Genomic DNA, 16500 nt, shown 5'->3' with positions numbered 1-16500 from the left:
TGTCTCTCGACGTGTCTCTTGCTGCGTCTGTACTTGCTATGCGCTGCCCAGCGCCGTCGCGCGGATCAACGACAGCAGCTCCAGCGCCCGTTCGGCGGCAGCTTCTCCACCCGGATGGTTGCCGCGTACAAACGGCGCCCGCGTATCCTCGATGGCGGCCAGGGCGTGCAGCGGCTTCTCCGCCGCCACCGCCAGCCGCCGGAATTCATTGACCGTCAGCAGGTAGGTATGGAACACATCCGCCTGCGGCGGCGTCGCACCCACCTTGTGCAGTAGCGCGTTCAACCAGTGCGTTCCCGCCAGCATCGCGCCTTCGATAGTCATCTCGTAGTCGACGCTGGTGCACTTCTGCAGCGACGCCTCGAGACTGCGCGCCATCGCCATGTGCTGCTCAATGTCCATGGCGGTCTCCCTCCAGGCGCGCTTCCAGCAATCCCAGGCAGCGGCGCAGCGCGGCGTCGCAACCTTGCGCAATCCCGGCGGTCGGCGCCAGCCCTTCGCGCAGACAGGGATCGCGGTAGTGCTCGATGTGCTCCATCACTTCCATCATCTCGGCGATATCGGCAGGCACCGGCCCCTCCACTTTCGGGCGACCGACATGCAGGACGTCGCCCAGCGGCCGGAACGCCGGCTTCAGGCTGCCGTCGGGCTGCGGCACCAGGTAGACGCCGGGTTGCGTCGGGAACCGGTCGTCATCCAGCGTGATGCCCGCCTGATGCAGTGCTGCATTGACGGCATGGGTGCCGGCGGTCATGCCTGCCCAGAACCACAGGCCGAAGTCCTCCAGGGGATCCAGGCGTGCGCGCAGGGCCTGCAGCTTCGCAATCTTTTCCTTGTGTGACATGACGTTCATGTCCGCCTTCTCCGTTGATTCACTGCGTCGATGCTCCGGCGCAAACAACATCGCCGTTGTCATGACGATAGACAGCGGTCGGGCCGATGTCAACAAACTTCTATATAGGACTTTCACTCTAGGAGTAGTGGTTTTCGCTAAGTATCCCTATTTATCCTTGACTAGATACCAGCAGGCTCCCTACATTTGATCCCAACACCTATACAGGAGTTGATCAATGCCCCGAGCCATCGTACTGAACCCGGCCGACAATGTGGCCACCCTGCTGGACGCCGGCCAGGCCGGCGACGCCTGCGCGCTGGAAGGCGAGCGACAAGGCAAGCTGGTGCTGCTGCAAGACGTGCCGTTCGGCCACAAGATCTGCATCGCCGACACGGTCGAGGGAGAAACCATCCTGAAGTACGGCCAGGTCATCGGCCGCGCCAGCCGCGCGGTGCGCGCCGGCGAACACATGCACGTTCACAACATCGAGTCGGCGCGTGCCCGCGGCGACCTGCAAAAGGGGTAATGCAGATGACAACAACCTTCCTCGGATACCCGCGCGAGAACGGCGCGGTCGGTGTGCGCAACTGGGTCGCGGTGGTTTCCGTGATGGACAACTGCAATCCGGTCACCCGCACCATTGCCCGCACCGTAGGCGGCTGCATCCCGGTCACGACGCTGTTCGTGCGCGGACAGTTCGGCGCCGACCTGGATTTCGCGTTCGAGTCGCTGGCCGGCCTTGGCCGCAATCCCAATATCGCCGCGGTGCTGCTGGTGGGCCTGGAAGAATCGTCGACGGAAGAGGTCGCACGCCGCATCCGCAGCACCGGCAAGCCGGTCGAATGCGTGCACCTGCAGCCCGACGGCACGGTTGCATGCATTGCCGAAGGCACGCGCAAGGCCAGCCGGCTCTCGCTGGCGGCGTCGAAGGCGCGCCGCGTGCCGTGCCCGGTGTCGTCGCTGGTGATCGGCGTCGAGTGCGGCGGTTCTGACACCACTTCCGGGCTGAGCTGCAATCCGGTGATCGGCCGCATGGCGGACATGGTGATCGCCGGCGGCGGCACCGTGATCATTTCCGAAACCTCGGAGTTCATCGGCGCCGAGCATCTGTTCGCCGAGCGCGCGGCCGATGGCCGGGTGCGCGAGGCCTTTGTCACGGCGGTGCGCAACATGGAAAACCTGGCGATCTCGCGCGGCGTCGACATGCGCGAGGACCAGCCTTCGCCCGACAACAAGCGCGGCGGCCTGACCACGGTCGAGGAAAAGGCGCTGGGCGCCATGGCCAAGGCCGGCACCAGCCCACTGGTGGGCGTGCTGCGCTACGGCGAGGCGCCGCAGAAGAAGGGGCTGCATTTCATGGACGCGCCGGCCGCGGCAGTGGAAAATCTCACTGCGCTGGCCGCCGGCGGATGCCAGCTCACCTTCTTCGGCACGGGGGTGGGCAACCCCATCGGCAGCATGGTGGCACCGACCGTCAAGGTGTGCGGCAACGTCAATACCCTGCACACCATGGCCGACAACATTGACTTCGACGTCAGCGGAGTCCTGCAGAACGGGGACAAGATCTCCGACCTCGGCGAGCAGCTGTTTGGTTATGCGATGGACGTCGCATCCGGCACGCGGCTGACCAGCGAGGTGCTCGATATCCGGGAGACCGCGGTCAGTCGATTCGCACTGAGCCTCTGAACAACCATGACCAAACTTCGCAGCGTCTCCGACGCGATCATCCACTCCATCGAATCCGGCGCGCTGCGCGAGGGCGACCGCCTGCCCTCCGAGGGCGAGCTCGCCAGCTTCCATGGGGTCAGCGTCGGCACGATCCAGAAGGCATTGGCGCGGCTGACGCACTCCGGACTGATCACGCGCGAACAGGGACGGGGCACCTTTGTCTCCGGGACGCGCGTTGCGCCGGCGGATGTCCGTTACCTGCGCTTTCGCGATGAACAGGGCAACGAGCTGCCGTCCTACGTCCACGCGCGCTCGGTAAAGCGTATCAAGCGCAAGGGACCGTGGTCGGAGTTCCTCGCCGGTGACGGCTACGTGCGCATCGAGCGCGTGATCAGCGTCGGTGGCCGCTTCGACCTCTACAGCGAGTTCTGGCTGCGCGAGGAAGACTTTGCGCAACTTGGCGGGCTGGACCGCGATGCCCTGGAGAAGAACCTGCGCGAGCTGATCGGCCAGCGCCTGTCGCTGCCGACGCTGCGCGTGGACCAGTGGATCCGCTTTGGCCCGGCCCCGGCCGCGGCCGCGCAGGAACTCGGGCTCGACCCGGAAGCGCCGGCATTCATCATGGAGTTACGTGGCTACACGCTGCGCGACCAGCCGCTCTACTACCAGTCGATCTATGCCGCCCCGTTCGCGGAGCGCCTGATGATCGTGCGGGAGAAATCCACATGAGTATCCGCTGGAAAACCGACCGCCTTGCGCGCTGGACCGCCGCCGTGTTCGAGTCGTGCGGCGTGGCGCCAGACCAGGCTACCGAAGCCGCGGCCGCACTGGTGCGCAGCGAACTGCGTGGCTACAAGACGCATGGCCTGACGCGGGTCCCCTCCTATGTCGAACGCCTGCGTGCCGGCGATTTCAACCCGCGCCCCGAGATGTCGCACAAGGCCTTTCCGGGCGGCATCGTGCTGGACGCCGACGGCGCCATGGGCCAGATCGCGGGCCCGCGCGCCGTGCAACTGGGGCTGGAGGCGCTGCAATCGTGCGCGTCCGTGCTGGTTGCGGTGCAATCGTGCGGCCATCTCGGCGCGCTGGGCATCCCGGCGCTGCTGGCTGCCGAGGCGGGTGCCTTCTGCATGGTCGGACAGCGCACGCCGCCCGTGCTGGGCATGGAAGGATTTGCCCGCGCCGCGATCGGGCACAACCCCATCGCCTTCGGCTGCCCGTTGCCGGGCGCGGCGCCGATCGTGTTCGACGTCGCCTGCAGCGTCGCCGCCCGCGGCCATATCCTGCTGGCCGCCCGTGAAGGCAAGCCGATTCCCGATGACTGGGCGCTAGACGCCGACGGCCATCCGACCACCGATGCGCAACGCGCGCTGGAAGGCTCGCTGCTGCCCACCGGCGGGCACAAAGGCATCGGCATCGCCATGATGGTGGAGTGCCTGGCCGGTGCCATGGCCGCCACCGCAGACTCGCTTTCTCCCGCACGCAACACCGTCGCAGGCGCCGGCGCGGTCGGCCGCCAAGGCGGTTTTGTCTGGCTGGTAAAGCCGGACGCCTTTGCCGGCAAGGACCTGTTCGCCGACTACATGGCGCAGTGGACCGGCAATTATCTTGCCGCCGGCGGCGCCGATGCCCGGCTCCCCGGACACCGAGGCGAAGCGCTCGAACGCGAAGGCCGCGAGCAAGGCATCGCCCTGCCCGACGCGGTCGTGCGGGAACTGGATGCGCTAGGCCGCGAACTCGGCATCCCCCTCCCCGGCTAGCGCCGCTTCCATCACCTGTATTGCCTGGAATCCGGGTGCCAAGGCACGCCGGCAGGCCCCGTTCAACCCTGTTTGCCTGAAAACCGCCCTTATGAATGCTCCAATCCTCCCCGACGCGGCCCGGCAGGCGATGCAAGCCGTGTCGATCGACGACAAGTACGCGCTGGACTCCGGCCGTGCCTACATGAGCGGCGTGCAGGCGCTGGTACGCCTGCCGCTGTTGCAGCGCAAGCGCGATGCCGCGGCCGGCCACAACACCGCCGCCTTTATTTCCGGCTACCGCGGTTCACCCCTGGGGACCTATGACCAGGCGCTGTGGCAGGCAAAGAAGCATCTTGCCGATAACCACGTGGTCTTCAAACCCGGCGTCAACGAGGAACTCGGCGTCACGGCGGTCTGGGGCTCGCAGCAACTGGAGTTCGATGCCGCCAGCAAGCGCTACGACGGCGTGTTCGGCATCTGGTATGGCAAGGGTCCCGGCGTCGACCGCAGCGGCGATGCGCTCAAGCATGCCAACCTCGCCGGCACCTCGCCGCTGGGTGGCGTGATCGCGCTCGCCGGCGATGACCATGTCTCCAAGAGCAGCACGCTGGCCCACCAGAGCGACCACACCTTCATGGCGTGCGGGCTGCCGGTGTTCTTCCCGTCCAATGTGCAGGACATCCTCGATCTCGGCGTGCATGCCCTCGCCATGAGCCGCTTCAGCGGGCTGTGGGCCGGCATGAAGACCGTGCAGGAGGTGGTGGAATCGGGCGCCTCGGTGACCACCGACTCGGATCGCGTGCGCATCGTGTTGCCGGAAGACTTCGCCCTGCCCGAGGGCGGACTGCATATCCGCTGGCCCGACGATCCGCTCGCGGCCGAGGCGCGCATGATGGAGTTCAAGTGGCCGGCCGCGCTCGCCTATGTGCGTGCCAACCGCCTGAACCGCAACGTGATCGAGGGATCCGGCGACCGCCTCGGCATCATCGCCAGCGGCAAGGCCTACAGCGACACGCGCCAGGCCCTGCTCGACCTCGGGCTGGATGACGCCACCTGCCGCGCGCTCGGCATCCGGCTGCACAAGGTCAGCGTGGTTTGGCCGCTGGAGCCCGACAGCGTGCGCGACTTTGCGCGCGGGCTGCGCGAAATCCTGGTGGTCGAGGAAAAGCGTCCCGTCATCGAGCAGCAGCTCAAGGACGAGCTGTACCACTACCCGCCCGCCGCCCGCCCGGCCGTCTTCGGCAAGTACCACCACACCGACGGCGCCGGCGGCGAATGGAGCCACCGCAAGCCCGCCGAGGACTGGCTGCTGCGCGCCAAGGCCGATCTCTCGCCCGCGCTGGTGGCCAAGGCCATCGCGCAGCGGCTCAAGGCGCTGGGCGTGCCGGCCGACGTGGCCGCGCGCATGGACGTGCGCCTGCAGGAAATCGAAGCGAAGGAACGCGCCACCGGCCAGGGCGATACGCGCGCCACCGATCGCCTGCCGTGGTTCTGCCCGGGCTGCCCGCACAACACCAGCACCCAGGTGCCGGAGGGCTCGGTCGCGACCGCCGGCATCGGCTGCCACGGCATGGTGGTGTGGATGGACCGCTCGACCACCTCGTGGTCGCAGATGGGCGGCGAAGGCGTGCACTGGATGGGCCAGGCGCCCTTCAGCAAGCGCACCCACATGTTCGCCAACCTGGGCGACGGCACCTACAACCACTCCGGCCTGCTGGCGGTACGCCAGTCGATCCACGCCGGCGTGAACCTGACCTACAAGATCCTGTTCAACAGCGCCGTGGCCATGACCGGCGGCCAGCCGGTGGACGGCCAGCTCGACGTGCCGGCGATGACGCGCGAACTGGGCGCCGAAGGCGCGCGGCAGATCGTCGTGGTCACGGACGAACCGGGCAAGTACAAGGGTGTCGACAACCTCGCCGCCGGCGTCACCGTGCGCCACCGCGACGAGCTCGATACCGTGCAGCGCGAGCTGCGCGAGGTGTCCGGCGTGACCGTGATCATCTACGACCAGGCCTGCGCCACCAAGAAGCGCCGCGAGCGCAAGCGCGGCACCATGGTCGATCCGGCGAAGCGCGTGGTCATCAACGAGCTGGTGTGCGAAGGCTGCGGCGACTGCTCCGTGCAAAGCAATTGCCTGGCCGTGCAGCCGGTGGAAACCGACTTCGGCCGCAAGCGCAAGGTCAACCAGGATACCTGCAACAAGGACTTCTCCTGCACCAAGGGCTTCTGCCCGAGCTTTGTCACGGTCGAAGGCGGCCAACTGAAGAAGCCCGCCGCCACCGCGAGCGGCCGCGCCACGCCTCCGGCCATCCCGATGCCCACGCTGCCGGATGCCGGCAAGCCGCAGCGCATCGTGGTGGCGGGGATCGGCGGCACCGGCATCGTCACCATCGGCGGCGTGCTGGGCATGGCCGCCCACCTGGAGGGCAAGGGCGTGATCACCCAGGATGCGACCGGCATGGCGCAGATGGGTGGGGCCACCTGGAGCCACATCCAGATCGCCGCCAGCCCGGACGCCCTGCATGCGAGCCGCGTCGACATGGCCATGGCCGACCTGGTGATCGCCTGCGATACCGTGGTCGCAGCCGGCAAGACCTCGCTGGCCGCGATGTCGCCGGCGCGGACCTATGTGGTGCTGAACAGCCATCTCACCCCGACCGCGGCCTTTGTCCGCAATCCCGACTGGGATCCGCAGACCGGCGAGGCCGTGGCGCGGATCGCGCAGTCCGTCGGCGAAGGCCAGCTCGCCAGCTTCGACGCCGAACAGGTGGCGAAGCAGCTGCTCGGCCAGTCGATCTTCGCCAACCTGCTGCTGCTCGGCTATGCCTGGCAGAAAGGCAAGGTGCCGCTGTCGCACGCCGCGCTGATGCGCGCCATCGAGCTCAACGGCGTGCAGGTCGACAGCAACAAGGCGGCCTTCGAATGGGGCCGGCTGTGCGCCCACGATATGTCGAAGATACCCGCGCTGCCGGCCGGCTCGCAGGTGATCCAGTTCGTGCGCAAGGTGCCGGTCGGGGAACTGATGACGAAGCATGCCGACTTCCTGGCCGGCTACCAGAACCGGGCCTATGCGGCGCAATACGAGTCGTTAGTGGGCCGCGTGAAGGCGGCGGAATCGGTCGTCGGCGGCACCCGCCTGACCGAAGCCGTGGCCCGCTCGCTGTTCAAGCTGATGGCCTATAAAGACGAATATGAGGTGGCTCGCCTGCATACCGGCGCCGCATTCCGCCAGCAGATTGCGTCGATGTTCGAAGGCAAGGTCCGGCTGGTCCATCACCTGGCCCCTCCCCTGTTTGCGCGGAAGAACCAGGCCGGCGAACTGGTGAAAGGCGCCTATGGCCCGTGGATGCGCAGCGCGTTCGGCGTACTGGCCCGGTTCAAGGGACTGCGCGGCACGGCATTCGACCCCTTCGGCTACACCCTGGAGCGCAAGGAAGAGCGGGCTTTGATCGGTGAATTCCGGCGCAGCGTGGAAGCCTTGCTGCCGGCACTTTCCGCGCAAAACCTTGACCTGGCGCTGGAGATTGCCCGGCTGCCGCAGGAAATCCGCGGCTACGGCCACGTCAAGGCGCGCAACCTGGCGGCCACCCGCACGCGCTGGGAGCGGCTGATGGCGCAATGGCAGCAAGGAAGCGCAAAGCCGGGACAGACCAAGGCTACTGAAGCGGCATAAACCAAAGACTGAAACAGCGTAGGCCCCGCCACCCGCACGGGGCCCGCCAGAGACAGCGAGGAGACAACAGATGAAATCCGTACTGAACCGCTTTGGCCGTACCCTGGGCGCGATCGCACTGGCCGCCTGCGCCACCGGCGCGCTGGCACAAGGCGGATACCCCAACCGCCCGATCCGCATCATCGTACCCTGGCCGGCGGGCGGCGGCGTCGATGCCGTCACCCGCACGGTGGCCGAGAAGATGACAGCCAGCCTGGGCCAGCAAGTCGTGGTCGACAACCGGCCCGGGGCAACCGGCAATATCGGCGCCGGCATGGGCGCCAAGGCGGCACCGGATGGCTACACGCTGCTGGTCGCCAGCGCACCGATGGCGATCAACGCCGGCCTGCACAAGAACCTGCCCTTCGACATGGGCAAGGACTTCGCGCCGCTGGGGCTGATGGCAAGCTCGCCGTACATGCTGGTAATCCACCCGTCCGTGGGCGGCTCTGTCAAGGACCTGGTGGCACGCGCCAAGGCGGAGCCCGGCAAGCTCAGCTATGCATCGGTCGGCCCGGGCACCCAGCAGAACGTGATCACCGAGGTGTTCAAGGAGACCGCCCATATCAATGTCGTGCACGCGCCCTACAAGGGCGGACCGCAGGCGCTGACCGACATGGTCGGAGGCCACATCCAGATGATGTTCCACGGCGTGCCGGCGGTGATGCCGTTCGTCAAGGGCGGCCAACTCAAGGGCATCGCCGTGGCCAGCAAGCAGCGGCTGCCGTTGTTCCCGGATGTGCCGACCATGGCGGAGGCGGGCTTCCCCGGTATCGAGGCCAGCGAATGGTATGGCCTGGTGGCACCCGCCGGCACGCCGAAGGAAATCGTCGCGCTGCTCGGCAAGGAGATCGAGAAGGCCCTGAATGCGCCTGGCGTGCGCCAGCAACTCGTCAGCAGGGGTTATGAGCCCGCCAGCCAGAGTTCCCCAGACCAGTTTGCCAGCTTCATGGCGGCCGAGCAGAAGAAATGGGCGCTCGCCATCAAGCAGACCGGGTTCCGGCTGGAATAAGGCAGCACGGCCCGGCGACGCCAGGCCGCCGGCCCGCCTCCACCGACTCACTTCATCAGACTAACAACAGCGCGCGGCGGCTTCTTGCCCGCACCCGTACCGGCAACGGCCGCGCCAGGAGACAGCTTTGCCCCTCGATCCCACCACCACCATGGTGTCGCCAATATCCACGCCCGCGCCGGCCGAGGACAACCCCAAGCCCATGTCCAAGGCTTCTGCGGTCACCGCCATCACCATCGGCGGTGCCCTGGAGTTATACGACTCGGGGGTGTACAACTTCTTCGCCACCCTGATCATTCCCCTCTATTTTCCTGTCGGCAATCCGCTCGGCCAGTTGCTACTGTCGTTCGGCACCTTTGGCGCGGGCTACCTGATGCGGCCCCTGGGCGGACTGGTGATCGGCGCATACGCCGACCGCCATGGCCGCAAGCCCGCTGTGCTGCTGTCGATGTGGCTGATGGCGTTCAGCGCCCTGATCCTCGTGGTGACGCCGACCTATGCACAGATCGGCTACCTGGCCCCGGTCCTGATGATCCTCGCACGCCTGCTGCAGGGCTTTGCGATCGGCGGTGAGATGGGCTCGGCCAGCGCCATGCTGCTGGAGTACGCGGACGAACGCTCGCGCGGCTTCTACACCAGCTGGCAGACGGCCAGCCAGGGTATTGCCGCCGTGTTCGCAGCGCTGGTGGCGCTCTCGCTCAGCCATACGCTCAGCGCCGATGCCCTCGAGCATTGGGGCTGGCGCGCTGCATTCCTGCTCGGCATCCTGGTAATCCCCATCGGCCAGCTGATCCGCCGGCGCCTGGAGGAAACGCTGGTGCCGCCGCCGCGCAAGAAGGCCGCTGCCGGCGGATGGCAGCTGATGCGCCAGCACTGGCGTGAGCTAGTGGCCAGCGTGCTCCTGATGACCGGCCTCGCCGCGGCGGTACACCTGATCGCCTACTATCTGCCGAACTACGCCACCTTCCAGCTGCATATCCCGCGCGGGGAGGCGGTCTGGGCCGGCTTCGTGGCCGCGGCCATGATGGTGGTGTTCGGTCCGATCGCCGGCTGGATGTGCGACCGCGTCGGGCGCCGCACCATGGTGTGGTGGTCGCGCGTGGTGTTGCTGCTGATGGCCTATCCAGCCTTTTTCGTGCTCAACACCTATCCGTCATTGACTTGCCTGCTGGTGGTGGTCGGGTGCCTGGCCATCCCCATGGCCATGACTTCACCCGCCACGCTGGTGCTGGTGAGCGAGGTATTGCCGCAGCGCCTGCGGGCCACCGGCATGTCCGTGACCTACTATGTGGCGATTGCGATATTCGGCGGCTTTGCCCAATTGTTCTCGACCGTGCTGATCCACCTGACAGGCAGCCCCAATGCGCCGGCCTTCTACCTGATCGGCTGCGGCCTGGTCTCGCTGCTCGGGTTGGCCATGGTGCCGGAGACGCTCGGCCGGCGGCTCTCGTAAGCCCAGCGCCGGCAACGAAGCATGCGGCGCAGGTCTTTTCACTGGCCGGCCTGCGCCGCAGGCGCACTTCCGCTGCCCGTGCCGGCCGGGCCGTCGTCAAGTCCAAGGTAGTCATCCACCGCACTGCCAACGGTCGGATGGAAATTCTTGTCGCCAATCGCTTCCATCAGCTCGAAGCGCTTGAGCTTGTCACGCACCGGATCCTTCATCTCGGCGAAATGCAGCGCAATGCCGCGCGCGTCCAGGGTGCGGCTCAGTTCGCGCAGCATGTCGGCCGAGGTGACATCGACACTGGTCACCGGTTCGGCCGCCACTACGACCCTGCGCACGGGTGTCGGCGATGCATCGATCGCTTCCATCAGCCGCTCCTGGAACAGTTCGGCATTGGCGAAGAACAGCGGCGCATCCCAGCGGAACAGCACCAGGCCGTCGATGCGCTGCGCATGCGGGTAGCGTTGCATGTCGTGGTAGCCGCGCAGGCCTTCGACGCGGCCGAGCACGGCATAGTGCGGCCGCCAGCCGTCCCACAGGAACTCAATAACGGCGATGACCACGGCCAGGATGATCCCCTGGATGGCCCCGAACACCGCCACCGCGGCAAAGCACACCATGGAAAGCCAGAACTCCCACTGCTGGATCCGGTAGATGCGCTTCAGGTCATTCACCTCGAACAGGCCGATGGCCGCCGCGATCACCACCGCGGCCAGCGCGCTGTTTGGCAGGTACTGCAGCAGGTTGGGCGCGAACATCAGCAGCGCCGCCACGGCCAGCGCACCCAACACGCCGGTAAGCTGGGTCTTCGCGCCCGCGGCTTCGGCCACCGGCGTACGGGACGAGCTGCTGCTGATCGGAAAGCCCTGGAAGAAGCCCGCGGCCAGGTTGGCGGCGCCCAGCCCGACCATCTCCTGGTTCGGGTCGACGCGGGTGTTGGTGCGCGCGGCAAAGGTGCGCGACAGCACGCTGGTATCCGCGAACGAGATCAGCGCAACGGCACACCCGCCCAGCAGGATCTTCACCAGGTCCGCATCGCTCACCCAGGGCACGACAAAGGCCGGCAAGCCTTGCGGGATCTGGCCCAGCACCTTCACGCCGGACTGGTCCAGGTGGAGCCCGCTGACGGCCAGCGTGGCAATGATCACCGCGATCAGGATGCCGGGAATGCGCTCGAAGCGCTTCAGGAACAGGATCAGCACCAGGCTGCCCGCGCCGACCGCAAAGCTGTACCAGTTGGTCTCGCCGGCCAGGATCGCCCGGCCGAGGCTGATTATCTCCCGCAGCGGGCCGGCGTCCTCGATCGAGATGGCGAACAGCTTGGGCAACTGGCTGACCAGCACCGCGAGCGCGATCCCGTTCATGTAGCCATAGCGGATCGGCTTGGACAGCAACTCGGTAATGAACCCCAGCCGCAACAGCCCCATCACGATGCAGACCACGCCCGAGACGATTGCCATCATGCTGGCCACCATGATGGCGCGCGCCGGATCGCCGCCGGAGACCTGCAGCACCACAGCCAGGATCGGCGCGGCCAGGGCCGAATCCGGCCCCAGCACAAGGATCCGGCTCGGGCCGAACACGGCATACACCAGCATCGGGATCATGGTGGCGTAGAGCCCGTAGACACCGGGCACGCCGGAGGCCTCCGCGTAGGCGATGCCGACCGGCACCAGCATGGTGGTCAGCACCAGCCCGCCGGCGAGGTCGTTCGGCAGCCAGCCCGGCTGGTATGACTTCAGCATCTGGACCCCGGGGAGCCAGCGCAACCACCCGGGTGCCTTGTCGGCGTCGCGCTGCGCGGCGGGAGTCAGGTTCTGAGGCTCCATGGGGGGCATCTCCTTGGCATACATCGACTATAGAGGGTGCCGCCCCGCCGGATCAAAGAAAGAAGTGGATCAGCCGGCCCTGGAACGCCCTGGTCGGGGTGCCGCGAAACCCCTCGGATGCTGCAATGCAATGCTGCCTGCTTGCCGCACCGCGCTCCCGATCTGACTACGGGGAAGAACCGCCCGGGTCATTCGCTTCTGACAATCCCGGTAATGGGACGTATGATGGTCTGGCAAGCCAGCCTGTAGTCCGACAGGGTTCCCGCGCCCAGCGGAATGCCTTTGCACCGGGGAGAGACAAGATGCCGATATCGACGAGATGCCTGGCAACCGGCCTGCTGGCCCTGGCGTGGGCCTCGCCTGCCCTGGCGCAGCCCGCACCGGCAGACGGTGCCGCCGGCGCCATATCGGAAGCGGTGCAAGGCGGGGCCAGTCCCTATCGCCCCCCGTCAGCCGCCTCGCCCGATCCTGACGATGCCGCGCGCGCCAAGTGCGAAGCCCTGAAGGAGCAATACAACGCCACCTCCAAGAAGCGCTCCTATCAATCATCCGGCCCTGCCACCCAGAACGCGCAAGGCCGCACCATCCCCAAGATCGAACGCGACAAGACGCGCAAGCAACTGCAGCAGGCGTACCGGGACAACTGCACGTAGCCGGGAATCTGTCTGCACGGCGTGGTGGAAGTGGCGGACGGTTCGCCGCGGGATGCGAATCGGAGCCTGCGCCTGCCAGCCAGCGTCAATTCTTCAGTTCAATCAGCAGATCCTTCGCCGCCACGCGATCGCCCTGCTGAACATGGACTGCGGCGATTTCGCAGTCCCGCTCCGCCGCGATATGGGTCTCCATCTTCATCGCCTCCAGCGCCAACAGCGTCGTGCCCGCGGCCACGCGCTGCCCTGGCTGCACCGCCACCGTCACGATCGAGCCAGGCATGGGCGCAGCGACATGCAGCGGGTTGTCGGGCTCGGCAACCGGACGGCTGTGGCGCTTCGCCGCCGCTTGCGTGGTGCTGCGCTGCTCGACCAGCGTGGTGCGCGACTGCCCGTTCAGCTCGAACTGGACCTTGATGACACCCTCTTCGGCATCGGGGTGCGTGCCTTGCAGCGAGACCAGCAGGGTCTTGCCGGCGGCGATGTCGATGGCCACTTCTTCCTGCGGCTGCAAGCCGTACAGGTATGCCGGCGTGGGTACCACCGAGGTGTCGCTGTAGTTGCGCACATGCGCGTGGTACTCGCCGGCCTGCTTCGGGTACATCAGGTACGAAGCCAGCTGGCGGTCGTCGAGCGGCTGTTCGCACGCTGCTTCACCCGCGACGCGCGCCGCGTCGAGGTCAACCGGCGGGATTTGGTCGCCGGGCCGGTACGGCACGGGCGGCTCGCCGCGCAGCACCTTGCGCGACAGTGCCGCGGGGAAGCCGTCGGGCGGAAAGCCCAGTTCGCCCTTGAACAGCGACACCACCGATTCAGGGAAGGCGGTTTCCTTGGCCGGATCGCACACGTCGGCGGCGCTCAGGTCGTTGGCCACCATCATCAATGCCAGGTCGCCGACCACCTTGGATGTCGGCGTCACCTTGACGATGTCGCCGAACATCTGGTTGACCTCGGCATAGGCACGCGACACCTCGGTCCAGCGATGCTCGATGCCGAGCGAGCGCGCCTGCTCGCGCAGGTTGGTGTACTGGCCGCCGGGCATCTCGTGGCGGTACACGTCGGCGGTGCCGGCGCGGATTTCGGATTCGAACGGCGCGTAGAAGCGGCGCACCCCTTCCCAGTACATCGACGCTTCGTGCAGGCGCTCCAGGCTGAGGCCGGGATCGCGCTCGCTGCCGGCCAGGGCCGCGGCGATGCTCGACAGGTTGGGTTGCGAGGTCAGCCCGCTCATGGCGTCGAGCGCGCCGTCGACCGCATCGCAGCCGGCCTCGATCGCGGCCAGCGCCGAAGCGGCCGAGATGCCGCTGGTGTCGTGGGTATGGAAATGCACCGGCAGCCCGGTCTCTTCCTTGAGCGCCCTGACCAGTGCCGCCGCGGCCTGCGGACGGCAGATGCCTGCCATGTCCTTGATGCCCAGCACATGCACGCCGGCCTGCTTCAGCTCGCGCGCGATGCCGACGTAGTACTTCAGGTCGTATTTGGCGCGCGACTTGTCGAACAGGTCGCCGGTATAGCAGATCGCGCCTTCGCACAGCGCGCCGCTCTCGCCGACGGCGTCGATCGCGACCCGCATGTTGCGCACCCAGTTCAGTGAATCGAACACGCGGAACACATCCACGCCGGCGCTGGCCGCCTGGCGCACGAAGAAGCGCACCACGTTGTCGGCATAATTGGTGTAGCCGACCGCGTTGGAGCCGCGCAGCAGCATCTGGAACAGCACGTTGGGCACGCGCTCGCGCAGTTGCTCAAGGCGCTGCCACGGGTCTTCCTTGAGGAAGCGCAGCGCCACGTCGAAGGTGGCGCCACCCCAGCACTCCAGCGAAAACAGCTGCGACAGTTCGCGCGCATAGAACGGCGCGATCGGCAGCATGTCGGCGGTGCGCATGCGCGTGGCGAACAGCGACTGGTGCGCGTCGCGCATGGTGGTGTCAGTCAGCAGCACCTGCTTCTGCTCCAGCATCCAGCGCGAGAACTTCTCCGCGCCCAGCTCGCGCAGCCGGTCGCGCGTACCGTAGGGCAGCGCACCGCTGGTGTCGAAGGCGGGCAGGACCGGTGTGGGCAGCGGCAGCGATGGCAGCGTGCGGCCGCTCATCTCCGGGTGCCCGTTGACGCTGACCTCGCCCAGGTAACGCAGCAGCTTGGTGGCGCGGTCCAGGCGCTTGGTGAAGGCCAGCAGTTCCGGCGTCAGGTCGATAAAGCGCGTGGTGACATCGCCGGACCGGAACGCGGGATGGTTGATGACGTTCTCGAGGAACTGCAGGTTGGACGCGACGCCGCGAATGCGGAACTCGCGCAGCGCACGGTCCATGCGCCGGATCGATTCGGGCGCGGTCGGCGCCCAGGTGGTGACCTTGACCAGCAGCGAATCGTAGTACGGCGTGATCACCGCGCCGCCGTAGGCAGTGCCGGCGTCCAGGCGCACGCCGAAGCCGGCCGCGCTGCGGTAGGCGGTGAGGCGGCCATAGTCCGGCAGGAAGCCGTTCTCCGGGTCCTCGGTGGTGATCCGGCATTGCAGCGCGTGACCGTTGAGCGAAATCGCTTCCTGCACCGGCACGCCCGCGGCGCGCACGACGATCTCGCCGTTTTCATTGCGCGTGTTCTCGGTCATGCCGATATGGCCGCCCTCCGTCACGCGGATCTGCGCCTTGACGATATCGATCCCAGTGACCATCTCCGTGACCGTGTGTTCGACCTGGATGCGCGGATTGACCTCGATGAAGTAGAACTGGCCGGAATCGGCATCCATCAGGAATTCGACCGTACCGGCATGGGTGTAGCCGACCGCGCGCATCAGCCGCAGGGCCGATTCGCACAGCGCGGCCCGGCCGGCATCGTCGAGATACGGCGCGGGCGCCCGCTCCACCACCTTCTGGTTGCGCCGCTGCACGGTACAGTCGCGCTCATAGAGATGCACGAGGTTGCCGTGCGTGTCGCCGAGCACCTGCACTTCGACATGGCGCGCGTTGCGCACCAGCTTTTCGACATAGACCTCGTCATTGCCGAACGCAGCCAGCGCCTCGCGCCGCGCCGCGGCGAGCGCCCCCTCAAGGTCCTGCTCGCTTTCCAGGACCCGCATGCCGCGTCCGCCGCCGCCCCAGCTTGCCTTGAGCATCAGCGGATAGCCGACGCCGGCGGCCAGGCGCTTGCACGTATCCAGGTCATGCGGCAGCGGATCAGTTGCCGGCATTACCGGCACGCCCGCCTCGATCGCCGCGTTGCGCGCCGCCACCTTGTTGCCAAGCTTGCGCATGACCTCGGGCGACGGGCCGATCCAGCGGATTCCCGCGTCGATCACGGCCTGCGCGAAGTCCGGGTTTTCCGAGAGGAAGCCATAGCCCGGATGAATGGCGTCGACCTTTGCCTGCCTGGCAATGCGCAGGATATCGTCGATGTCGAGGTAAGCCGCCAGCGGCTTCTTGCCTTCGCCGACCAGGTAGCTCTCATCGGACTTGAAGCGATGGAGCGCGAGGCGGTCTTCCTTCGAATAGATCGCCACCGTGCGCACATTCATCTCGGCGGCGGCGCGCATCACGCGGATCGCGATCTCGGAACGGTTGGCAATCAGCAGGGAACGGATAGGAGCGTAGTCCATGGGGCGCAGGGAA

At 67.0% G+C, this 16500-nt stretch carries 12 protein-coding genes; 8 read left to right on the top strand and 4 right to left on the bottom strand.

Going from position 1 to position 16500, the window contains the following annotated elements; genetic code table 11:
• Positions 1–36 precede the first annotated feature (36 nt).
• Positions 37–402, bottom strand: a complete 366-nt coding sequence (locus AC1Q7H_RS29275) for a hypothetical protein (RefSeq protein ID WP_013956250.1) — start codon at positions 400–402, stop codon at positions 37–39.
• Entirely contained in the window at positions 392–853 is a 462-nt protein-coding gene (locus AC1Q7H_RS29270) for a hypothetical protein (RefSeq protein WP_013956249.1), read from the bottom strand. The genes AC1Q7H_RS29275 and AC1Q7H_RS29270 overlap by 11 nt, the downstream gene beginning before the upstream one ends.
• 217 nt (positions 854–1070) lie before the next feature.
• Between AC1Q7H_RS29270 and AC1Q7H_RS29265 the strand changes: the two genes are divergently transcribed.
• The 7 genes from AC1Q7H_RS29265 (at position 1071) to AC1Q7H_RS29235 (ending at position 10425) form a co-directional block, all read left to right on the top strand.
• A complete protein-coding gene (locus AC1Q7H_RS29265; protein WP_013956248.1) occupies positions 1071–1361 on the top strand; it encodes a UxaA family hydrolase in 291 nt (96 codons plus the stop codon).
• A gap of 5 nt (positions 1362–1366) precedes the next feature.
• On the top strand, positions 1367–2521 hold the full coding sequence (locus tag AC1Q7H_RS29260) for a UxaA family hydrolase (protein WP_013956247.1): 1155 nt from the start codon (positions 1367–1369) through the stop codon (positions 2519–2521).
• Positions 2522–2527: 6 nt separating this feature from the next.
• Positions 2528–3232 (top strand): GntR family transcriptional regulator, encoded by a 705-nt coding sequence (locus AC1Q7H_RS29255; RefSeq protein ID WP_013956246.1) that lies wholly within the window; start codon positions 2528–2530, stop codon positions 3230–3232.
• Positions 3229–4263 (top strand): Ldh family oxidoreductase, encoded by a 1035-nt coding sequence (locus AC1Q7H_RS29250; RefSeq protein ID WP_013956245.1) that lies wholly within the window; start codon positions 3229–3231, stop codon positions 4261–4263. The genes AC1Q7H_RS29255 and AC1Q7H_RS29250 overlap by 4 nt, the downstream gene beginning before the upstream one ends.
• 91 nt (positions 4264–4354) lie before the next feature.
• Complete coding sequence (locus AC1Q7H_RS29245; RefSeq protein WP_153954359.1) at positions 4355–7921, top strand: indolepyruvate ferredoxin oxidoreductase family protein; 3567 nt, start codon at positions 4355–4357, stop codon at positions 7919–7921.
• 70 nt (positions 7922–7991) lie between these two features.
• Complete coding sequence (locus tag AC1Q7H_RS29240) at positions 7992–8972, top strand: tripartite tricarboxylate transporter substrate binding protein (protein ID WP_013956243.1); 981 nt, start codon at positions 7992–7994, stop codon at positions 8970–8972.
• A gap of 127 nt (positions 8973–9099) precedes the next feature.
• Positions 9100–10425 (top strand): MFS transporter, encoded by a 1326-nt coding sequence (locus AC1Q7H_RS29235; protein WP_153954360.1) that lies wholly within the window; start codon positions 9100–9102, stop codon positions 10423–10425.
• 38 nt (positions 10426–10463) lie between these two features.
• Here the strand turns inward: AC1Q7H_RS29235 and AC1Q7H_RS29230 are convergent, their stop codons facing one another.
• Positions 10464–12245 carry a SulP family inorganic anion transporter gene (locus tag AC1Q7H_RS29230; RefSeq protein WP_013956241.1) on the bottom strand — a complete coding sequence of 594 codons (1782 nt, stop codon included), beginning with the start codon at positions 12243–12245 and terminating at the stop codon, positions 10464–10466.
• Between the two features lie 302 nt (positions 12246–12547).
• On the opposite strand from AC1Q7H_RS29230, the gene AC1Q7H_RS29225 reads away from it, so the two are divergent.
• The gene (locus tag AC1Q7H_RS29225; protein WP_013956240.1) at positions 12548–12898 is read left to right on the top strand and encodes a hypothetical protein; all 351 of its coding nucleotides are present in this window, start codon (positions 12548–12550) and stop codon (positions 12896–12898) included.
• Between the two features lie 85 nt (positions 12899–12983).
• On the opposite strand, the gene AC1Q7H_RS29220 is transcribed toward AC1Q7H_RS29225, so the two are convergent.
• Positions 12984–16487, bottom strand: a complete 3504-nt coding sequence (locus tag AC1Q7H_RS29220; RefSeq protein ID WP_153954361.1) for a pyruvate carboxylase — start codon at positions 16485–16487, stop codon at positions 12984–12986.
• Positions 16488–16500 lie beyond the last annotated feature (13 nt).

It is taken from the genome of Cupriavidus sp. GW823-FHT06D04 (assembly GCF_058795055.1).
The sequence above is the reverse complement of the archived record's forward strand: the minus strand, read 5'-3'. Positions and strand labels throughout refer to the sequence as shown.